Below are 18,681 nucleotides of genomic sequence, written 5' to 3' on the forward strand. Positions count from 1 at the left end.
CCTGATCGCCACGCGCCACCCGCCCGATGCCCTCGCCCTCCGCCATGACTCCCACTGCACCGCCCGCGGGCGACACACCGCCGCCGGGCGCCCTCGCGCTGTTCATCGCATTCGCGCAGATCGGCCTGACCAGCTTCGGCGGCGGGCTCAGCGGGCGGATGATGCGCGATTTCGTGCACGAGCGGCGCTGGCTCGACGAAGAGGCGTTCCTCAATGGTCTCGCGCTGTCGCAAGCGTTGCCGGGCGTCAACGTGAAGAACCTCGCGATCTGGATCGGCTACCGGCTCGCCGGATGGCGCGGCGCGGTGGCCGGCTTCACCGGCATCATCGCGCCGCCGGCCGTGCTGATCGTGCTGTTCGGCGTCGCGTTCTCGACCCTCACGCGCTTCCCGCTCACGCATGTCGCGCTCGCCGGCGCGGCGGCCGCGGCGATCGGGCTGTCGATCTCGATGGCGATCACCGCGGTGCGCCGGCTGCCGCGCCGCGTGCTGCCGTTCGCGGTGACGACGCTCACGTTCGTGTCGGTCGCCGTGCTGCACTGGCCGCTCGTGTGGACCGTGCTGATCGGCGGCACGCTGAGCGTCGCGCTCGAATACCGTCGCGCGGCCGCTGCGCCGGTCGGAAGTGACGCACGATGAACGCGTCCGCACGTTACGCAGCACTGTTCGGCGTGTTCGCGCCGCTGTCGATCGCGACGATCGGCGGTGGGCAGGCGGTCATCGCCGATATCCAGCGGCAAGTCGTCGATGTGCATCACTGGATGAGCGCCGCGCAATTCGTGAACGACTTCGCGATCGCACGGATGGCGCCGGGCCCCGGCTCGCTGCTGGCGACGCTGATCGGCTGGCAGGTGGCCGGCTTCTGGGGCGCGGTGATCGCGACGCTCGCGCTGTTCGGCCCGACCGCATTCCTGATCTACGGCGTCGCGCATCTATGGCGGCGACATCGGGGCGCGCGCTGGCAAATCGCGCTCGAAACCGGCCTGCGCCCGGTCGCGGCCGGCATGATCCTCGCGTCGGTATGGGTGCTGCTGCGTGCGCTCGACGGCGGCTGGGCCGCCCGCGCGATCACGGTGGCGTCGACGCTGTGCGTGATCTACACGCGTGTTCATGCGCTGCTGCTGATCGCGATCGGCGCGCTGCTGCTCGTCGGCGTGCATGCGCTCGGGGGCGTGTGACGCGGCGCTATCGCCTTTACATCGCGACATCACCCGGGCGCCAATCCGTCCTGACGCCTGAACGGCGCGAAGCACCGGCCCGCTCGGACAGCAGCCGCAGTGGACGGGGGATGCCCGCGGTGCGCGATCGGCGCACTGTACGCGTCAGCGGCCCGCTATCGGCACCGATTCCGCTACCGCGCGCAGTACGTCGTGCGCGTGGGCATGCAACTCGAACCCGATACCCGGCGCCTGCGGCACGCGTGCGTATCCCGCATCGACGATTTCGCCATCGGCGAGTCCGCTGAACGGATGGAACGCGAACAGGCTGACTTCCGCGCCACCGAGCCCGAGCGCCGCGACGACGTGCAGCGAGAACAGATGGCCGCCGTGCGGCCAGAACGCATCGCGCCGCCAGCCGCGCGACACGAAGTGATCGACGATCTGCAGATAGCCCGGCAGCCCGTAGCTGTGCACGGGATCGAACACCAGCACGTCGCGGTCGTTGCGCAAGCCGCCGTAGCGGTCGAGCAGCTTCGCTTCCGCGAGCGAGAACAGCGCTTCGCCGGCCGCAATCGGCGGTGCGTATCGCGTGGCAACGTCTGCTTGAAGCGGCAGATCGAGCGGGTCGCAGATATCCTCGAACCACCAAAGGTCGAACGGCGCGAGCATCTCGGCCGCGTCGTGGGCGGTCGTCGCGTCGTACGTGTTCATCGCGTCGACCGCGAGATGCGAAGGGCCGGCAAGCTGCGCGGCAGCGGCGTCGATGCGGCGCCGGTCCTGATCGAAATCCACCCCGCCGATCTTGATCTTCGCGTGCGTGTAGCCGAGATCGACGATCCGGCGCATCTCGTCCGACAGGCGCGCGAGGTCGTCGTGCGGATAACGATAGCCGCCGCCCGCGTACACGCGCACGCGTGGTGCTGCCGTGCGTTGGAGACGATCGGCGAGAAATCGATGCAGCGGCAGATCGGCGATCTTCGCGGCGGCGTCCCAGATCGCCATGTCGAGCGTGCCGACCGCGACGCAGCGTTCACCGTGCCCGCCCGGCTTCTCGCCGGCCATCATCGCGCGCCATGCGCGGAACGGGTCGAGGTTCGTGCCAGCTTCGTCGGCGAGCGTATCGGCGGCGGCCAGCAGACGCGGCGCGAACCGTTCGCGGATCAGGCCGCTCTGCGCAAAACGGCCGATCGACGCGTAGCCGTAGCCCGTCACCGGCCGGCCGTCGCGCACGACGTCGGTGACGACCGCGACGATGCTCGTGGTCAGGCCGCCCGAAGGAATCGCCGGATCGGCATAGCGGGATACGGGAATCGCGCGTTCGTGGACCGCGGTGATGCGCATGGTCGGGGCTCCGGAGGGACGTCCGGCGCGGGCGCAAGCTTCGCGCGCAGCAGCGGAAATGATGGACGGATCGCTGCATCTTAGGGGTTTGCGTGGCAGCGTGCAGGACTGGCGGCGAGCGTCATCGCGCCGTCATCAGACAACCGCGCGTCGCCTTCATCACGTGTTACAGCCGGAAAGCAGAACGCCGAGCGTATAACCACGCTCGGCGCACTGTTTCCGAACCTGGGCGACTTTGATCGAGGCGGAATTCCCGTTCGCCACTCCTGCCTTCGTGCACCGGGACAAGATAAGGCGACGAGAATAGCCCGCGCCGGGAGAATCGACCGGCCCGCTCAGACAAACTCAGGCGAATACGAAGTACTTGCGCACCGTCTCGACCACTTCCCACGTCCCCTTCATGCCGGGTTCGATCACGAACACGTCGCCGGCTTTCAGGTGCACCGGCTCCTCGCCTTCCGGCGTGATGATGCAGTAGCCATCGAGGAAGTGGCAGTACTCCCATTTTTCGTAATTCACCTCGAACTTGCCCGGCGTGCAGATCCAGGTACCCATGATCTTGCTGCCGTCCTTCGAGACGTACGCGTTGAGGTTCACGGTGTGCGGATCGCCGCCAATGCGCTTCCACTTGGTCGCGTCAACGACAGGCGTCGGGCAGGTTTTGCGCAGAACGGTGATGAAATCGGACATGTCGGCTCCAGACTGACGATCGTATGAAAGACCTGTCACGTTAGTTCGAAAGCTTTACCCGGGCTTGTATGCTTCCGACGCCGACTCGTCTATTTTCGACATTGGCTGGCGGGCCGCCTCACGTTGCAGTCGACGTGCTCGCATAGCGCCATTCGTTCACTGTCGAGATGCTGGGCTCGTACCCTCTACGCGTATGAACAGAAGCACGGCACATCGAAAACCACACAAACCATCTGCCCTGCTGCGTGGCTTGACGCCCGAGTTAGAGTTGCTGCGGCCAACGACGCAACACCCCTTCGTCGGGGCCGATCGACGTGCTCTTGGTCCAATCGCGATTCAATTGTTCGGCTGAGGGTCCGAGTAATGCCAAATGACCATTCCCCATGCCGTGCGTTGAGGTCCTGGCATAGGCGTTCCGGCCTCGACATAAACCGAATCTTTCACGGCAGGACTTTGCCAATAACCGGCGCGCGGACAAGGCTCCCCGGGCAGGACACGTAGCCTTGGTTGCGCAGCAGGCTTGGGGAGGTAGGCCTCCTCCTCTGCCGGGATGCTGCCGTCCCGATAACGCTTGTCTTCCCACAATAGCCGCCAGCGCACCACATGTTCGTCGTTGGTACCTTCCAACAGGTACTTGTGGGCGATACTGCCCTTGAGGAAGTAACTCGGACATCCAACCTTGCCAGCCGGAAACCATGGTTCCCAGATACCCTCGACAGGAATCTCCTGATCGCTGCAAACCTCGCCGCTTGCGGATTCGTTCTTGGGCGGACAGGGAGGAAGCGATGCGGGATAGGTACGACCGGGTGGCCAATATCGCCAAGCAGGAAATAACGGATCCTGGAACAACGATTCATACGTCCAATGCTTGAACACACGAGTACCGCCGTCGGCACGCTTGCCATAGGTAAGGTATTCGGAAAAATCGAGCCCGACAGTACACTTGAGCGCCTGACAGCTCAACTCTTCAATCCACGCCCCTTCCGCATACCCCGTTGCATATTCGAAATCCGAAAACCTCGTATCCCTCACGCCAAGCGCGTGGAAAAACGGATCATATGTTCGACCGACCTCGTGCGCACTCCGCCCGAACAAAAGCTCCCCGCCCTTCTCGCTACCCGTTATGAGCGCATCGTAAGCCGAGCGCTTGTCGGCACCTTGCCGCAATGTCTCAATGCCTTGATCCATCCTCACCAACGCATTCAGGAAATCGCTGACATACGCTGCCTCCAATTCCTCCTGATTTGGGCTCGGCGTGTCCAATTGCTTGGCGTACGCGTGAAGAAAGTCCCTGTACAGACTAACTGCATGGTCCAGGAACGTAACGCTTGTCCATTTCTTGAGCAGGTAAAATGCTTTGGCGCGCGCATCCAGTTCCTGCTCAGGCGTCATGGTCAAAGTATTCAGCATCATTGGTTCTGTTCTTCCGTCGATTGTTTTCCGCCATTGGCGATGGCTCGCCACGCATAGCCTTCCTGTCTGATCTTGTCCGATCGCTCACGCTCTGCCAGAAAGAGTGCCCGAGCTTCTGCTTGATCCGGCAGTTTCCCTTCGAACAATCTCTCGAATTCCATGTTCGAAATCTCAGCACGCGATTACGCGACCCGCGCCGGTATCCGCCGTTGCGCCTGATATTGGACGCTCTGCGCATCACCCTGCAACTCTTCCAAAGCTTTCATCAAAACGTCCTAATACAGCGGTAGCAACGCCTCCAAGCGTTCGGCGATTCCTGCGTCGCTCGCAAGTTTATTCACGAGCCGCAGGTACCCATCGAAGCCGAACATCCGATCCCGGATCGGTCGAAGTACACACCGCCGATTGTCATTCTGCTCCTCGGTGATGTCGATGTAGCCGAAGTGCTTTAGGTCGAATGCCGCGCCGATTACTTGCCCTTGGCTGCCGCCGAGAACACAACTCAGTTCGTGCAGGGTCAGCCCAGAAATGCATTGATCAGTCCGAGTGCTCTGGCGGCCATCGGCGTCATCTGCAACGCGCTCGCGAGAACCGACGCTGACATCCCTCATAGGCGGTAATGAAGGCGTGAAACCGGGAAAGAGGATCGTTCGTTGTCATAGCTCGTTGATTTTTCTGGATTGGCCCTTGCCCGAGAGCGTTCGTTGTTATCCGACCGCTCAGGCATCTCCGCACGATACGTCAGCCCTCGACAAATTCAACCATTATGGAATATAACATTCCAATATGGTTGTTCATCGCAACCGGAATGAAGACGACCATATCGTCCTATGACTACCCGCCCCGCCTCCCCGACCGAAGACGCTCAAAACGCATTGCTTGCCGCTCGTGTCGGAACTGCCATTGCCGAACAACGACGCGCACGCGGTCTGACACAGGCGAAGCTCGCGGAGATGATCGACCTGGAACAGGAAGCGGTCAGCCGATGGGAGCGTGGCACTCGTGTGCCGACTTTGTATCGGCTCCAGCAGCTTAGTGACGCACTCAACTGCTCGGTAGACCAGTTGTTGCAGCGCGGATCGAAGCGACCGGATGACCAACTGGCGATAATTGCGGACGCGCTCGATGGACTGGATAGCGACGAGCGGGAACTCGTCGTGAATTTCGTTCAGCAGTTCGCCGACATGCTAAGGGCCAAGCATCCGCCCAAGAGCAAGCGGCGCAAGTAACAATCAAGTCTTGCAGCGACAAACGTTGCATTCACTCGGACCATATTGTTCCCATGCCTGATCTGTCAAACTATACGGGCAACCCGCCGAATGCGTTCGCACTGAGCGTCATCCATGCGCTGGAAGCTGCCGGCTTTACTATCGCTCCCACGACGCAGGGTCCGAATGACCAGAGAAAGACTCTACGTATCACTTGGCGCGGCGTGCACGTCGGGAATATGCACGAGGATCTCTGGGGGCATAATCCCCCTTATGCTTGCTTGTACCGGTTCGAGAAGAATCGCGCCAAGGCTCCCCCGAACTTCGATAAGGCCGAGTTCGCCCTGCAACATGGGTGTGACCCGAATCTATTGGGGGTCAATAGTGACTACAGCGGTTCGTATCTTTGGGTACAGGACGAAGCGACATGCCTGCTTCTGATGCAAGACTGGGCGAGAAGGATCGACGAAGAAAATCGACTTGAGTCGGACTGGTCCGAACCAGAATTGAGAGCCTCCGTCGTCGCGTATCTCGACATGGCACGTCGGCTCCGGAACGGGCAATCCGTTGTAAAGAAGCAGGTCTATCGAGACCTCTCCGCGAGAATTGGCCGATCCGAGAAGTCGTGCGAATACCGGATGCAGAACATCTCCCATGTCTTAGCTCTCATGGGACGGGGCTGGATACCCGGCCTCCCACCGGCAAAGAACGTTGGGGTGAGGGTCACTGCGCAGATAGAAACGCTCATCTGCGAACTGGAAGGCCGCCATGAACCGCCGGTGGCTACCGAAGCAGCTACGGTCGCCAAGCTCCGCAAGACGCTGCAGCAACGCCCCGCAGGAAGCAAAACGCCCCAAAAAACTACATCAACCACGACCAGTATCGTACGGGATCCGCAGGTCAAAGCATGGGTGCTGGAGCGAGCAAATGGGACGTGCGAAGCTTGCGACCAACCGGCTCCGTTTATCGGCGCAGACGGCTTCCCATTTCTGGAGGTTCATCATCTCCGCAGACTTGCGGACGACGGATCGGATACGCCAACGAATGCGATCGCCGTTTGCCCGAACTGCCATCGACGGCTCCACTTCTCGGAAAATGCTCGTGCATACCGAGAAACGCTCTATGAAAAGGTCGCTGAGCTGGTGCGCGAGTAGAATCTCAGGAATTGGTCGGCGACCGCTGTATGTCGTCCACGCCAATTCAATGAACCTCTCGTCCACCTTGCCTACCTCGAATCCTGGAACGTCTTGGAGGAGGAGTAGCAGTTTCTCCGTGAAAGCTGCTCGCGGGAGGTCGCCGCCGAAATCGTCACACACCGCCGCCGCCAGCTCGCAAATCTGCTCGATGGTCAGCGGTGGGAAATCGTTGGGGTGTTTGATGTCGTCCATGCGACGACTATCCCGGCTATACCGTGATCCTGGCAACGAAGCACGCCCGTCTCCGCACTGCCTTCGCTATACTTCCCTGACGGCGGGCCCATCGTTTCGCCGCTCGGGGACAAACGATGAGCACCTATGGTATTTCGATGATTAAGCTGGACACAGCGACCGGCGAAATAGTCGAAGCGAAGATTCACGGGTTCAGCAAGAACGACGATGGGAGCATCGGTTTAGATACAGGCCGAGCTCTGGATTATCACGAGATTGCAAATTTGATCGTAGGCGGTGACGCCGTGTTCGTCATCGTGCCTGACGGTCCCGGCTCCTATCGCCACACCGATAAGGTCCGAGTGAAGCCGGGACAGCACGAGTACCTGGAGAGCTTTGGGGACAACGGAGCTGCGACAGATGCCCTGATGGCGCTTCCCACCTACCAATAGACGACTATCCCGACGCCTACTGATCGGAACAACAGCACGTTGTTCGACTCGTCCGGCAAGAGCAAGGAAAATCCGTGCGTCTCGATCCAAGCATCATGACCGGCTTTGGAATATCCGACGACGACATCCAGGCGTTCACCTCATCGAACGCGGGACTCTACGGCATCGACACATCACGACTGAGTCGGTTTTTGCTTGCTCAGTTGACCAGCGCGTGGAAGCATAAAGCACTCAATACATTTGCCGTCACGGACGTCATACAGCGCCTTGAAGGTCGCAGTCCGTTTCCTTCTATGACCGCGAAACCTCGGCAGTTCAAAGGTGACGCCTTGCACGGGCTGTGGAAGGTCCATTTTTTTGATGCACGATTCCTGATTCGGAACATCTACAACGAATGGAGCATGTTCAGTTCCAAGAGCGACAAGTTCGAAAAATTGTGTGCTCGGGTTGTGGCTGAGGAAGAGGAGGCTCCTTCGCGCGTTGGCTGGCAAGGTCGGCTGGCTCACGAGTTCGTGATGGAGGGCTACAGGCAACGCGCAGCAAAGCAAAAACTTACCGGGGAGTGGCTAATCTTCGGCGTACACAAACAGAAAAACATCTACCTTTCGATCTGCACCCATTCCAACAGCCCGGAGCAAGATCGTGAAATTTATGGCACACTTTTTGCGCTATGTGGAGATGAATTCCCGGACGTCTTTACGAGGCATAGCGGGGAAAAATCGTCGTAGTGTCTAATGTCGTCCATGCGACGACTATCTCTAAGCTTCATAAAAGAAATAGCGGTCAGATCATTCGCTCTCGATCCGAACACAAAATCATCTGTGTCGGCTCGCACCTTTGGGCCGACACACAACCAGTAATAATTCTCATTTCCACATCACGCCTCGGTCACTTACGCGGCTTGTACTTCTGTGGTAACGTGCAAAAAACGGGGATTAAAATAGCAATGTATGAATCAGCCTAGCGAAGAAAAAGAAGTAAGCGCCCTCATCCGTGTTGAAGGCGGCACCGCAGACGAAGGCATCTTAGATTTGCACGACGGAGCTAGGACTATGCTCGGGATCGCTCGAGCAGTTAACATTGCTAGCCACGCGTTTGCCAACAACGATCAGATTCGCACCCGCGCCGACAGAGCTCATGGCGTTCAAGCGTTCGTCCACTCGTCCCTCAAAGGTTGCTTTGAAGAGCGCATCGATATTAGATTCAATGCGACAACAATCAAGCGAATTGGCCCCAGCAAGTTAGTCAATAGCTTTTGGGACTATCTGACATGCTGTTGGTCTGCTGCACTGGGATTACCGTACACGCCGGAAACGGCATATGTCCAGTCCACTCTTAACAGGGACCCTGATTTTATATATGAAATCGCTGATGCACTAGAGTCAGCCATGAGAGAGTTGCAACGCCCTATTGAATCAGACGATAGCGTAAGCATCACATTGGCTCGCCTCCGCAAAGGTGACCTACTCACAATGGACCGGCACACACGCGACTTCGTAACCGTTCGCGAAATAAAAACCGACAAACGAATCATTCAAGGAAATATCACAAGATATAACGTCCTGAGTGATTTTGGTCGCCTCTATTCCGACGAAGACGGAAAAGTAATTTCATTTGAAATCGCAGGAAGCTCGGGAAATAGAGTCAAGAAGCTTGTAGTTGACTCCATGGCGAAGCGCATAGACGGCAGAACTGGGAAGCTGCAACTTAAAGTGTCATCGATTGAAAGCGCACAAGGATTTGTAAAGCGATACGTAATTCACGACGCGACCCCAATCCAAACCGATGATTAACAATCCAAGCTTGTTTTGTGCACTGCATACGTCTGCCTGCATGCTAATGTCCGAGTGGGGGGTCTATTGGCAGGCTCTCGGAACATTGGCCGCCGTGATCTTCGGGGTATTCGGTCTCTATAAGGTTCGTGCAGAGCTCAAACGCCTGAACGAACAGCGTGAAAAGGAAATTATTGACAGAGATGCTGCCGCAAAATTAAAACGAACGGAGTTTTTCTTAAACCAGCATCGTCGGCTTTTTGACAACCCGGAACTTTACGCCGTCCTGTGCCTGGTTGACTCTGATAATGAAGCCCTAGCCAATCCTGACATGTGGGATCGAAAGAGAAAGTTTATTACCTTCTTCGAAGAAATTCAAATTCTCATTGACAGCGGCCAACTGGACAAGCAAGTCGCCCTCTACATGTTCGGTCATTACGCTAGATGCGCAATGTACGGAGCAAATTTTCAAACAGGCATAGCAATGACCGAGGCGTATTGGCGCTTGTTTTTTCGTTTTGTGCGAGACGCCGATGTTTTTTTTGAGGAACATCCGAATGGCCCGGAGTCAGTCTCCCTTTAACGTGCGCGCAAAGAGTCTCCGACAGCATCACCATTACAAGCGCGCGCGCAGCAACGTGCCACTAAACCGCAGCGCAGTCGCTTCATCATCTGATGTGTTAGTCCTTTTGATCTGAAGCATATGACCAACCTCGTCTATCGTTACGCGAACGCCTCCACCTTTTTGTCAATGCTGCACAGTCAAGAACTGTGGTTTACCGACTTGCGCCAAATGAACGACTGGAACGAATACGAGGCTGGCTTTCGAATCGCCAGCGAAATCATCGCCTGTGATTTTCCTGAACTGACGGCCGCTATTGAGGCTATTTCACCGGATAAAATGGATCCGTATTTCATGATCCTAATATGCTCGTTTGGAAGTCTTGGTGATTGCTTGAGCATGTGGCGTGGGTACGGAGACAATTGCTACGGTGCAGCTATTGGATACGATCCCAAAAAAATACAAGATCACTGCATGTTTGGCCGATACCTTACAAAGAGAAATCCGATATCAGGGAAAGTTTTATTTCTTCCGGTGATTTACGATGACCAAGCTTACAGGTCAATGCTACGTCAATATATTCAAAGCGCGTCGAATCAATTGAAAAATCTATCAGGGGAGGACGCCAATGTACATGCCGCAGTCCATACTAGAACGCTAAAAATTGCATTGATGCGACTTTGTACTTTATACAAAGATCACTTTTTCGCAGACGAACGTGAAATCCGCGGCTTCATTGAGATCAATGCTGAAGTCGATCCATACAAACTGCAAGTCCGCCAATCCGAGTTCGGTGAAGCGACGTACCACCGCCTCAACACCAACTTCCAAAATGTGCGGGCGATTGAGGAGGTGGTTCTGGGCCCGCTGTGCACACTGACAGAGATGGAGGTTCGGAATAAGCTCGTTGAAAACGGATTAGACGGCGTGGTTATCAGGCGTTCACGGGGTGCCGGTGCTTATCGCTGATGGATTCCCCAATCCTAAATGCGAAACGACTGCCTTACGTCGATCTTGAGCGGCCAGCGATGCCAGCGCCCCAGCATCGAGCCATGCCAGTTTCGCTGCCACCGCCCGAAACCTCCCGCTTGCCATCCCCGCCGAAACCCCTGTAGAATCGCTAGTTCTGCGGGCGTCGTATAATGGCCATTACCTCAGCTTCCCAAGCTGATGACGTGGGTTCGATTCCCATCGCCCGCTCCACTTTCCGGCTGCCCTGCAGCCTGCGCATGAGCCGCCTCTTCCCTCGTCGAAGGCGGCTTTTTTGTACCATGCGCTGAATCGCCCGGCAGCACTGCTGCGCAACGGGCCCTCGCCCGAACCGAGCCTTTCTCTGTACCGATGATGCACGACGATCCGAACGAAGCCGGCCTGCCGCCGCACGACGACGCCATTCCCGACGAGGCCGACCAAGCCACCGAAGGCGCCGACGAAGCCAACCCGCTGCATCGCCGCCGCATCCGCAGCTTCGTCACGCGCGCCGGCCGCGTATCGACCGGCCAGCGCCGCGCGATCGACGAGTTCGGCCCGCGCTTCGTCGTCCCGTATGCGCCGGCGCTGCCCGACTGGAACGCGATCTTCGGCCGCACTGCACCGCGCATCCTCGAGATCGGTTTCGGGATGGGCGCATCGACCGCGGAAATCGCCGCGCATCGCCCGGGCGACGATTTCCTCGGCGTCGAGGTGCACGAGCCGGGCGTCGGTGCGCTGCTGAAGCTGATCGGCGAGCAGGATCTGACGAACATCCGCATCATCCAGCACGACGCGGTCGAGGTGCTCGAGCACATGATCGCGCCGGAAAGCCTCGACGGCGTGCACATCTTCTTCCCCGATCCGTGGCACAAGGCGCGTCACCACAAGCGCCGGCTGATCCAGCCGCCGCTCGTCGCGCATCTCGCGTCGCGCCTGAAGCCCGGCGCGTACCTGCACTGCGCGACTGACTGGCAGAACTACGCGGAGCAGATGCTGGAAGTGCTCGGCGCGGAACCGACGCTCGAGAACACGGCCGCCGACTACGCGCCGCGCCCTGACTACCGCCCGGTGACGAAGTTCGAACGGCGCGGGCTGCGGCTCGGCCACGGCGTGTGGGACCTGGTGTTCCGCAAGCGCGCAGGCTGAGCGCCCCGCCCCGCGCAAAATAGAAAAAGCCCGACCGGCGTCTCGCGCCGGTCGGGCTTTTTTATCGAAGGCGCACCGGCCTTCGCATTCGCCTCACGACCAGTTCAGCCAGCCGCTGTAACCGACCAGCAGCACGAACAGCCCGAATGCGATCCGGTACCACGCGAACACCGTGAAATCGTGCGTCGCGACGTAGCGCAGCAGCCAGCGCACGCACACGAACGCACTGACGAATGCCGACACGAGCCCGAGCGCGAACAGCCCGAGCGAATCGACGGTGAACGCCTGCCAGTCCTTCACGGTTTCATAGAGCGTCGCGCCGAAGATGATCGGAATCGCGAGGAAAAACGAGAATTCGGTGGCCACGCGGCGGTCGAGGCCGAACAGCATCCCGCCGATGATCGTCGAGCCCGAGCGTGACATGCCGGGCACCAGCGCGAAGCACTGCGCGAGTCCGACCTTGAATGCGTCGAGCGGCGTCAGCGCATCGACCGACATCACGCGCGGCGGCTGGCCGCGTTCGCGCTGCCGCGCCTCGGCCCACAGGATGATCGCGCCGCCGACGACGAGCGCGAACGCGACGGGCACCGGCGCGAACAGCACGGCCTTGATCTTCTTCTCGAGCAGGAGGCCGAGCGCGATCGCGGGAATCGTCGCGATCACGACGTTCAGCGTGAAGCGCCGCGCGTCGGGCCGGCTCGGCAGTCCGGACACGACGGACACGATCCGCTGCCGGTATTCCCAGCAGACCGCGAGGATCGCGCCGAACTGGATCACGACGTCGAATGTCTTCGCGTGCGAATCGTTGAAATTCAGGAAGCTGCCCGCGACGATCAGGTGACCGGTGCTCGACACCGGCAGGAATTCCGTCAGCCCCTCGACGACGCCGAGGATCAATGCCTTGCAGATCAGGATCCAGTCCATCCGTGGCCCAACTCCGAAATGGTCGAAAGAAAAGGCCACTCTTGCGCGCGCGGCCCGCCCGGCCGTGCGCGCCCCGTCGTCACTTTTCGACGATCGCCACGCGTATGCCGTTTGTAAGGATCGTAATTGTACCGGGTTCGTAGTTCACCCCGGCAAATTGCAGTTGTTCCGGCTTGAACGTGTAGATCGGGTAGTTGGTCAGCAACTGCGTCGCGAGCAGCCCGGCGGCCGCGCCCACCTGCTGCGCGTACATCTGCGCGTCGCCGTCGAGCACGAGGCTGTCGACGGCCGGCGCCCTCAGCACCACCGAGCGGCTCGGCGCGTCGTACGCGAGCTGGCCCGACACGGTGAACTTGCCGCTGACGGGCGCGCGCAGGAACGGGCTCGCGAAATTCGCGTCGAGCTGCACGGCGACGCGGTTCTGGTCGGGCAGCAGGTTGACGGCCGGGTTCGCGAGCGACACGTCGACGACCTGCGCGACCGTCTTCTGGTAAGGAAACTTGCGCGCGACGGCCTTCTGCACGTCGCCGCGCGAAAACGTGTAGTGATCGGGGATGAACGGGAACGTCGACGCGCACGCGGCAAGCGATACGCACACGCCGACGGCGCCGATGGCGGCAGCGAGAAAACGGCGCCGGCCGGGCGCGCGAGGGACGGTCATGCTGAACTCTCTCCTGGATGCGCCGGCCGCGTCGCGGCCTCGAGGCGCGTAAGCCACGCGAGCGCGTCGACGCGCGACGCGCCGCACATGTCGGCGGACGGCTGCAGCCCGGAGCAGCACGCGGGGCGCTCGGGCCGGCCGAAGATCATGCAGCGCAGGTCGTCGCCGAGCTGCACGCAGCGCACGCCGGCCGGCTTGCCGTCGGGCATGCCCGGAATCGGGCTGGAAATCGACGGCGCGATGCAGCACGCGCCGCAGCCCTCGCGGCACGCGTGCGGCGGCGGGACTTCGGCGGGCGCCGGGCGGACAGGCATTTCGACGGACACTCGGTTCTCTCGACGAACAACGAAAAACGGTGCGGCAACCGGACGCGGTATCCGGCAGCCCTACCCCGCATTGTGCCATCGCCGGCTGCGACGTTATTACACAATGCAGGCCGCGCGCGCGTTCATATACTCGAAAGCATCTAAAAAGCGCGAGACCGTCATGCATTCTGGTTCTGACGACACGATGTTCCGTCCCCATTTGCTCACGAAATACGGCGCGAACGGGCCGCGCTATACGTCGTACCCCACCGCGCTGCAATTCCGCGACGACTTCGATCCGGCCGACTACGTGCGCGCGGCCGGCGACCCCGGCGCGTCGTCGAGCGACCTGTCGCTGTACTTCCACATCCCGTTCTGCAACACCGCGTGCTTCTACTGCGGCTGCAACAAGATCGCGACCAACAACCGCCGCCGCGCGCGCCCGTATCTCGACCAGCTCAAGCGCGAAATGGCGCTGCAGGCCGCGCTGTTCGATCCGTCCCGTCCCGTCACGCAGCTGCATTGGGGCGGCGGTACGCCGACCTTTCTGTCCGACGACGAAACGGCCGAGCTGATGGCGGCCACGCGCGAGCATTTCGCGCTCGCGGCGGACGCCGATGCCGAGTTCTCGATCGAGATCGATCCGCGCACGGTCACGCCGGCGACGCTCGTCCACCTGCGCACGATCGGCTTCAATCGGCTGAGCCTCGGCGTGCAGGATTTCGACCCGGCCGTGCAGCAGGCGATCAACCGCGTCCAGCCGCGCGCGATGACGGCCGACCTGCTCGCCGCCGCGCGGGCGACGGGCTTCCATTCGGTGAGCGTGGACCTGATCTACGGGCTGCCGCACCAGACGGTCGCCGTGTTCGCACGCACGCTGGAGACGATCATCGAGCTCGCGCCCGATCGCCTGTCGGTGTTCGGCTACGCGCACATGCCGCACCTGTTCAAGATGCAGCGGCAGATCGACGATGCGACGCTGCCGCCGCCGGAAACGCGCATCGCGCTGCTCGGCCTCGCGATCGACATGCTGACGTCGGCCGGCTACGTGTACATCGGGATGGACCACTTCGCGCGGCCGTCCGACGAACTGGTGCGCGCGCAGCGCAACGGCACGCTGCAGCGCAATTTCCAGGGCTACAGCACGCGCGCGGATACCGACCTGATCGGCTTCGGCGTGTCGTCGATCGGCAAGGTCGGCGACGTCTACGCGCAGAACGCGAAGGACTTGCCCGCGTACGGCGCCGCGCTCGACGCGGGCCGGCTGCCGATCGCGCGCGGCGTACGGCTCACGCCCGACGACCGGCTGCGCCGGGACGTGATCACGCAGCTGATGTGCAATCTCGAACTGCCGTTCTGGCATGTCGAGGCCGCGCACGGCATCCGCTTCGCCGATCATTTCGCGCGCGAGCTCGACGCGCTGCGCCCGTTCGAGCGCGACGGGCTGCTGACGATCGCGCGCGACCGGCTGACGATCCATCCGGCCGGCCGGATGGTCGTGCGCAACATCGCGATGGCGTTCGACGCGTATCTCGGCCAGACGCCGCGGCAGCGCTACTCGCGCACGGTCTAGGGCCGTTCGCGCGGGCCATGGGGCGGGCGCCGGCCGCACGCGGGCGGCCGGTTTGATAGAGTGTGAGGCTTACACCCGCTTCGCCAGCCCCCAAGATGCGCACCACCAAAGCAACCCACGCGGTCGAACGCCTGAAAACCCGCTCCGGCAACCCGCAATTCGCGGCCGTCGCGATGGCGGGCGGCCTGTTCTATCTCGTCGACCGCTCGGGCGGCACCGCCGAAAAGCGCTGCGAGCCGCTGCCGCTCGACGAATTCGTCAAGTTCGTCGACGCATTTGGCCCCCAAAAGCCGCGCAAGGCGAGCAAGCTCGACCTCGCGTTCGAGGCGCAGATCAAGAAGAGCAAGGGGTAAAGGTCTGTTGCAGGCAGCCTGAAGGCTTCGCGGCCGCGCCGTTTGGTACAATCACGAAGTTTCTCTATCCCCGCTGATGGCCGACCAGGCTGCGTGACCACACCATGAATATCGAAAACGCGCGTTTCAACATGATCGAACAGCAGATCCGTCCGTGGGACGTGCTGGATCTGGATGTCCTGGGCCTGCTGTCGATCGTCAAGCGTGAGAACTACGTTCCGGCCCAATACCGCGATCTCGCGTTCGCCGATCTCGAACTGCCGCTGCCGGGCGGCGCCAGCAAGATGCTGTTCCCGCGCGTCGAAGCGCGCGTGCTGCAGGAGCTGGCGGTCAAGAAGCACGAGAACGTGCTCGTGATCGGCGCGGGCTCGGGTTACCTGGCCGCGCTGTTCGCGCATCGCGCGCAGCACGTGACGGCCGTCGAGATCGATCCGGCGATCGCGAAGTTCGCGGCGGACAACCTGCGCAACGACGGCGTGACCAACGCCGAAGTCGTGCTCGGCGACGGTTCGCGCGGCTGGGCCGCGAAGGCGCCGTACGACGTGATCTGCGTCGCGGGCGGCCTGCCGGTCGTGCCGCAGGACATGCTCGAACAGCTGAAGATCGGCGGCCGCCTGTCGGCGTTCGTCGGCGGCCGTCCGGTGATGAAGGCGCAGATCATCACGCGCATCGACGACAAGCAGTACCGCGTCGCCGACGTGTTCGAAACCTACATCGACCACCTCGTCAACGCGATCGAGCCGTCGCGCTTCAAGTTCTGAGCGGCGGAGCCTCCATGCAGATCCTGACGCCCGCGATGCTCGCGGAATGGCTCGGCGACACGGCGCGCCCCGCGCCGGTCGTGCTCGACGTGCGCGAGCCGTGGGAAATCGCGACCGCGCAGATCGCCGGCAGCGTGTCGATTCCGATGCAGCAGATTCCCGCGCGCAGCGAGGAGCTCGACGACGAAGCGGAAATCGTCTGCGTGTGCCATCACGGGATGCGCAGCGCGCAGGTCGCGATGTTCCTCGAATCGCGCGGCTTCACGAAGCTGTACAACCTGCAAGGCGGAATCGACGCGTGGTCGCGCGACGTCGACCCGTCCGTGCCGCGCTACTGACCGATCCTTCCGGCCGCGCATCGCGCGCCGCCGCGCCGCCCGGCACCCTGCCGCCGGCCGCACCGATCCGCCGAACGGGCGCGCACCGCGCGCCCGTTTCTCATTCCCCTTCCGTTCCGACATTTCCCCGCGCCGCGACGCCGCGACACCTTCGTGCACCATTTGCGCCCGCGCGCCTGCACCGCAACGGACCGCGCATGCTGCACGACGCGTCATCCGCACCGCGTCGATGCCCGCCGATGGCCCGCACAGGCACGCCGGGCGTGCATCGGCGCGACTGGCACATGCCTTGCGTTACACGATGGCCGGCGCCGCCACGGCGCACGCGCATCCAACACGACAAAGGGGATCTCGATGAAACGTCGCAGTCTGTTGAAGTTCGGTTCGATGGCCGGCGCGCTCGCGCTGGCGGGCAAGAGCCCGTTCGCGCACGCAGCCGACGCGGGCACCGGCCCGATCAAGGTCGGCATCCTGCATTCGCTGTCGGGCACGATGGCGATCTCGGAGACGTCGCTGAAGGACACCGCGCTGATGACGATCGCCGACATCAACAAGAGCGGCGGCGTGCTGGGCCGCAAGCTCGAACCGGTGGTGGTCGATCCCGCGTCGAACTGGCCGCTGTTCGCGGAGAAGGCGCGCCAGCTGCTGACGCAGGACAAGGTCGCGTGCGTGTTCGGCTGCTGGACGTCGGTGTCCCGCAAATCCGTGCTGCCGGTATTCGAAGAGTTGAACGGGCTGCTCTACTACCCGGTGCAGTATGAAGGCGAGGAAATGTCGCGCAACGTGTTCTACACGGGCGCCGCGCCGAACCAGCAGGCCATTCCGGCCGTCGAGTACCTGATGAGCGCAGAAGGCGGCGGCGCGAAGCGCTTCTTCCTGCTCGGCACCGACTACGTGTATCCGCGCACGACCAACAAGATCCTGCGCGCGTTCCTGAAATCGAAGGGCGTGAAGGACGCCGACATTCAGGAGGTCTACACGCCGTTCGGCCACAGCGATTACCAGACCATCGTCGCGAACATCAAGACCTTCGCGCAGGGCGGCAAGACGACCGTGGTCTCGACGATCAACGGCGATTCCAACGTGCCGTTCTACAAGGAACTGGGCAACCAGGGGATCAAGGCGACCGACGTGCCGGTCGTCGCGTTCTCGGTCGGCGAGGAGGAGCTGCGCGGGATCGACACGAAGCCGCTCGTCGGCCACCTCGCCGCGTGGAACTACTTCATGTCGGTGAAGAACCCGACCAACACGAAGTTCAAGGACCAGTTCGCCGCGTGGGTGAAGGCGAACAACCTGCCGGGCGGCGCGAAGCGCGTGACCAACGATCCGATGGAAGCGACCTACGTCGGCATCCACATGTGGAAGCAGGCCGTCGAGAAGGCGAAGAGCACCGACGTCGACAAGGTGCGCGTCGCGATGATCGGCCAGACGGTCGCCGCGCCGTCGGGCTTCACGCTCGCGATGGACGGCAACCACCACCTGCACAAGCCGGTGATGATCGGCGAGATCCGCGGCGACGGGCAGTTCAACGTCGTGTGGAAGACGAAGACGGCCGTGCGCGCGCAGCCGTGGAGCCCGTTCATCGCGGGTAACCAGAACAAGCCGGACGTCGTCAGCTCGATTCCGGCGTTCCTGCGCCGGCAGCGCGCGGCGCTGGCGTGACGCCGGGCGGCGCGTCGGGCCT

The 18,681-nt window shown here is 61.6% G+C and carries 23 protein-coding genes and 1 tRNA gene; 16 read left to right on the plus strand and 8 right to left on the minus strand.

All coding sequences use genetic code 11. The features are described 5' to 3' along the window. Window positions 1–44: 44 nt before the first annotated feature. Both QZM15_RS06680 and QZM15_RS06685 read left to right on the plus strand, forming a co-directional pair. A complete protein-coding gene (locus QZM15_RS06680) occupies window positions 45–638 on the plus strand; it encodes a chromate transporter (protein WP_302106071.1) in 594 nt (197 codons plus the stop codon). Then, the gene (locus tag QZM15_RS06685) at window positions 635–1,177 is read left to right on the plus strand and encodes a chromate transporter (protein ID WP_302106072.1); all 543 of its coding nucleotides are present in this window, start codon (window positions 635–637) and stop codon (window positions 1,175–1,177) included. The genes QZM15_RS06680 and QZM15_RS06685 overlap by 4 nt, the downstream gene beginning before the upstream one ends. Window positions 1,178–1,321: 144 nt before the next feature. Here the strand turns inward: QZM15_RS06685 and QZM15_RS06690 are convergent, their stop codons facing one another. The 5 genes from QZM15_RS06690 to QZM15_RS06710 all read right to left on the minus strand — a co-directional run bounded on the left by QZM15_RS06690 (window position 1,322) and on the right by QZM15_RS06710 (window position 5,214). Continuing rightward, window positions 1,322–2,500, minus strand: coding sequence for a mandelate racemase/muconate lactonizing enzyme family protein (locus QZM15_RS06690; RefSeq protein WP_302106073.1), 1,179 nt, complete (start codon window positions 2,498–2,500; stop codon window positions 1,322–1,324). 345 nt (window positions 2,501–2,845) lie between these two features. Next, entirely contained in the window at window positions 2,846–3,190 is a 345-nt protein-coding gene (locus QZM15_RS06695; protein WP_059448122.1) for a cupin domain-containing protein, read from the minus strand. Between the two features lie 336 nt (window positions 3,191–3,526). Beyond that, the gene (locus QZM15_RS06700; protein WP_302106074.1) at window positions 3,527–4,603 is read right to left on the minus strand and encodes an Imm71 family immunity protein; all 1,077 of its coding nucleotides are present in this window, start codon (window positions 4,601–4,603) and stop codon (window positions 3,527–3,529) included. After that, complete coding sequence (locus tag QZM15_RS06705) at window positions 4,600–4,764, minus strand: hypothetical protein (RefSeq protein WP_302106075.1); 165 nt, start codon at window positions 4,762–4,764, stop codon at window positions 4,600–4,602. Before QZM15_RS06705 ends, QZM15_RS06700 begins: the two co-directional genes overlap by 4 nt. 114 nt (window positions 4,765–4,878) lie before the next feature. Continuing rightward, window positions 4,879–5,214, minus strand: a complete 336-nt coding sequence (locus QZM15_RS06710; protein ID WP_302106076.1) for a hypothetical protein — start codon at window positions 5,212–5,214, stop codon at window positions 4,879–4,881. Between the two features lie 219 nt (window positions 5,215–5,433). Between QZM15_RS06710 and QZM15_RS06715 the strand changes: the two genes are divergently transcribed. The 9 genes from QZM15_RS06715 to trmB all read left to right on the plus strand — a co-directional run bounded on the left by QZM15_RS06715 (window position 5,434) and on the right by trmB (window position 12,082). Continuing rightward, window positions 5,434–5,832: a helix-turn-helix domain-containing protein gene (locus QZM15_RS06715; protein WP_226290081.1), complete on the plus strand. Its 399-nt coding sequence runs from the start codon at window positions 5,434–5,436 to the stop codon at window positions 5,830–5,832. Between the two features lie 53 nt (window positions 5,833–5,885). Further along, the gene (locus tag QZM15_RS06720) at window positions 5,886–6,965 is read left to right on the plus strand and encodes an HNH endonuclease signature motif containing protein (RefSeq protein WP_302106077.1); all 1,080 of its coding nucleotides are present in this window, start codon (window positions 5,886–5,888) and stop codon (window positions 6,963–6,965) included. A 350-nt stretch (window positions 6,966–7,315) separates the two neighbouring features. Beyond that, a complete protein-coding gene (locus tag QZM15_RS06725; protein ID WP_038757523.1) occupies window positions 7,316–7,630 on the plus strand; it encodes a hypothetical protein in 315 nt (104 codons plus the stop codon). Window positions 7,631–7,704: 74 nt separating this feature from the next. Continuing rightward, complete coding sequence (locus QZM15_RS06730) at window positions 7,705–8,358, plus strand: hypothetical protein (protein ID WP_080293888.1); 654 nt, start codon at window positions 7,705–7,707, stop codon at window positions 8,356–8,358. 222 nt (window positions 8,359–8,580) lie between these two features. Further along, entirely contained in the window at window positions 8,581–9,423 is an 843-nt protein-coding gene (locus tag QZM15_RS06735) for a hypothetical protein (RefSeq protein ID WP_226290078.1), read from the plus strand. Next, window positions 9,416–9,985 carry a hypothetical protein gene (locus tag QZM15_RS06740; RefSeq protein WP_226290077.1) on the plus strand — a complete coding sequence of 190 codons (570 nt, stop codon included), beginning with the start codon at window positions 9,416–9,418 and terminating at the stop codon, window positions 9,983–9,985. The genes QZM15_RS06735 and QZM15_RS06740 overlap by 8 nt, the downstream gene beginning before the upstream one ends. A 120-nt stretch (window positions 9,986–10,105) precedes the next feature. Beyond that, window positions 10,106–10,933: a DUF2971 domain-containing protein gene (locus QZM15_RS06745; protein WP_302106078.1), complete on the plus strand. Its 828-nt coding sequence runs from the start codon at window positions 10,106–10,108 to the stop codon at window positions 10,931–10,933. A gap of 159 nt (window positions 10,934–11,092) precedes the next feature. Further along, window positions 11,093–11,167: transfer RNA gene (locus QZM15_RS06750), tRNA-Gly, on the plus strand. A gap of 138 nt (window positions 11,168–11,305) precedes the next feature. Further along, window positions 11,306–12,082, plus strand: a complete 777-nt coding sequence (gene trmB, locus QZM15_RS06755) for a tRNA (guanosine(46)-N7)-methyltransferase TrmB (protein ID WP_302106079.1) — start codon at window positions 11,306–11,308, stop codon at window positions 12,080–12,082. 93 nt (window positions 12,083–12,175) lie between these two features. Here the strand turns inward: trmB and QZM15_RS06760 are convergent, their stop codons facing one another. From QZM15_RS06760 to QZM15_RS06770, 3 genes are all read right to left on the minus strand, one after another. Then, window positions 12,176–13,006, minus strand: coding sequence for an undecaprenyl-diphosphate phosphatase (locus QZM15_RS06760; protein WP_302106080.1), 831 nt, complete (start codon window positions 13,004–13,006; stop codon window positions 12,176–12,178). Window positions 13,007–13,085: 79 nt separating this feature from the next. Next, the gene (locus tag QZM15_RS06765) at window positions 13,086–13,667 is read right to left on the minus strand and encodes a DUF1439 domain-containing protein (protein ID WP_059574168.1); all 582 of its coding nucleotides are present in this window, start codon (window positions 13,665–13,667) and stop codon (window positions 13,086–13,088) included. After that, a complete protein-coding gene (locus tag QZM15_RS06770) occupies window positions 13,664–13,981 on the minus strand; it encodes a YkgJ family cysteine cluster protein (protein WP_302106081.1) in 318 nt (105 codons plus the stop codon). Before QZM15_RS06770 ends, QZM15_RS06765 begins: the two co-directional genes overlap by 4 nt. A gap of 172 nt (window positions 13,982–14,153) precedes the next feature. On the opposite strand from QZM15_RS06770, the gene hemN reads away from it, so the two are divergent. From hemN to urtA, 5 genes are all read left to right on the plus strand, one after another. Continuing rightward, window positions 14,154–15,545, plus strand: coding sequence for an oxygen-independent coproporphyrinogen III oxidase (gene hemN / locus QZM15_RS06775; protein WP_302106082.1), 1,392 nt, complete (start codon window positions 14,154–14,156; stop codon window positions 15,543–15,545). Window positions 15,546–15,640: 95 nt separating this feature from the next. Then, entirely contained in the window at window positions 15,641–15,898 is a 258-nt protein-coding gene (locus QZM15_RS06780; RefSeq protein WP_059574169.1) for a hypothetical protein, read from the plus strand. A 104-nt stretch (window positions 15,899–16,002) separates the two neighbouring features. Further along, complete coding sequence (locus QZM15_RS06785; protein WP_059574170.1) at window positions 16,003–16,659, plus strand: protein-L-isoaspartate O-methyltransferase; 657 nt, start codon at window positions 16,003–16,005, stop codon at window positions 16,657–16,659. 14 nt (window positions 16,660–16,673) lie between these two features. Further along, the gene (locus QZM15_RS06790) at window positions 16,674–16,997 is read left to right on the plus strand and encodes a rhodanese-like domain-containing protein (RefSeq protein WP_006488544.1); all 324 of its coding nucleotides are present in this window, start codon (window positions 16,674–16,676) and stop codon (window positions 16,995–16,997) included. A gap of 354 nt (window positions 16,998–17,351) precedes the next feature. Further along, a complete protein-coding gene (gene urtA / locus QZM15_RS06795) occupies window positions 17,352–18,659 on the plus strand; it encodes an urea ABC transporter substrate-binding protein (RefSeq protein WP_226290072.1) in 1,308 nt (435 codons plus the stop codon). Window positions 18,660–18,681 lie beyond the last annotated feature (22 nt).

It is taken from the genome of Burkholderia sp. AU44665, from assembly GCF_030504405.1.
GTDB classification, from domain to species: domain Bacteria; phylum Pseudomonadota; class Gammaproteobacteria; order Burkholderiales; family Burkholderiaceae; genus Burkholderia; species Burkholderia semiarida.

What these genes read in the sequence shown, in the direction of transcription:
- QZM15_RS06785 (WP_059574170.1), top strand. Translation starts at nt 16,003, where the DNA reads ATGAATATCGAAAACGCGCGTTTCAACATGATCGAACAGCAGATCCGT.
- QZM15_RS06695 (WP_059448122.1), bottom strand. Translation starts at nt 3,190, where the DNA reads ATGTCCGATTTCATCACCGTTCTGCGCAAAACCTGCCCGACGCCTGTC.
- hemN (WP_302106082.1), top strand. Translation starts at nt 14,154, where the DNA reads ATGCATTCTGGTTCTGACGACACGATGTTCCGTCCCCATTTGCTCACG.
- urtA (WP_226290072.1), top strand. Translation starts at nt 17,352, where the DNA reads ATGAAACGTCGCAGTCTGTTGAAGTTCGGTTCGATGGCCGGCGCGCTC.
- QZM15_RS06760 (WP_302106080.1), bottom strand. Translation starts at nt 13,006, where the DNA reads ATGGACTGGATCCTGATCTGCAAGGCATTGATCCTCGGCGTCGTCGAG.
- QZM15_RS06700 (WP_302106074.1), bottom strand. Translation starts at nt 4,603, where the DNA reads ATGATGCTGAATACTTTGACCATGACGCCTGAGCAGGAACTGGATGCG.
- QZM15_RS06735 (WP_226290078.1), top strand. Translation starts at nt 8,581, where the DNA reads ATGAATCAGCCTAGCGAAGAAAAAGAAGTAAGCGCCCTCATCCGTGTT.
- QZM15_RS06710 (WP_302106076.1), bottom strand. Translation starts at nt 5,214, where the DNA reads ATGAGGGATGTCAGCGTCGGTTCTCGCGAGCGCGTTGCAGATGACGCC.
- trmB (WP_302106079.1), top strand. Translation starts at nt 11,306, where the DNA reads ATGATGCACGACGATCCGAACGAAGCCGGCCTGCCGCCGCACGACGAC.
- QZM15_RS06725 (WP_038757523.1), top strand. Translation starts at nt 7,316, where the DNA reads ATGAGCACCTATGGTATTTCGATGATTAAGCTGGACACAGCGACCGGC.
- QZM15_RS06740 (WP_226290077.1), top strand. Translation starts at nt 9,416, where the DNA reads ATGATTAACAATCCAAGCTTGTTTTGTGCACTGCATACGTCTGCCTGC.
- QZM15_RS06745 (WP_302106078.1), top strand. Translation starts at nt 10,106, where the DNA reads ATGACCAACCTCGTCTATCGTTACGCGAACGCCTCCACCTTTTTGTCA.
- QZM15_RS06685 (WP_302106072.1), top strand. Translation starts at nt 635, where the DNA reads ATGAACGCGTCCGCACGTTACGCAGCACTGTTCGGCGTGTTCGCGCCG.
- QZM15_RS06770 (WP_302106081.1), bottom strand. Translation starts at nt 13,981, where the DNA reads ATGCCTGTCCGCCCGGCGCCCGCCGAAGTCCCGCCGCCGCACGCGTGC.
- QZM15_RS06715 (WP_226290081.1), top strand. Translation starts at nt 5,434, where the DNA reads ATGACTACCCGCCCCGCCTCCCCGACCGAAGACGCTCAAAACGCATTG.
- QZM15_RS06705 (WP_302106075.1), bottom strand. Translation starts at nt 4,764, where the DNA reads ATGGAATTCGAGAGATTGTTCGAAGGGAAACTGCCGGATCAAGCAGAA.
- QZM15_RS06780 (WP_059574169.1), top strand. Translation starts at nt 15,641, where the DNA reads ATGCGCACCACCAAAGCAACCCACGCGGTCGAACGCCTGAAAACCCGC.
- QZM15_RS06765 (WP_059574168.1), bottom strand. Translation starts at nt 13,667, where the DNA reads ATGACCGTCCCTCGCGCGCCCGGCCGGCGCCGTTTTCTCGCTGCCGCC.
- QZM15_RS06790 (WP_006488544.1), top strand. Translation starts at nt 16,674, where the DNA reads ATGCAGATCCTGACGCCCGCGATGCTCGCGGAATGGCTCGGCGACACG.
- QZM15_RS06690 (WP_302106073.1), bottom strand. Translation starts at nt 2,500, where the DNA reads ATGCGCATCACCGCGGTCCACGAACGCGCGATTCCCGTATCCCGCTAT.
- QZM15_RS06720 (WP_302106077.1), top strand. Translation starts at nt 5,886, where the DNA reads ATGCCTGATCTGTCAAACTATACGGGCAACCCGCCGAATGCGTTCGCA.
- QZM15_RS06680 (WP_302106071.1), top strand. Translation starts at nt 45, where the DNA reads ATGACTCCCACTGCACCGCCCGCGGGCGACACACCGCCGCCGGGCGCC.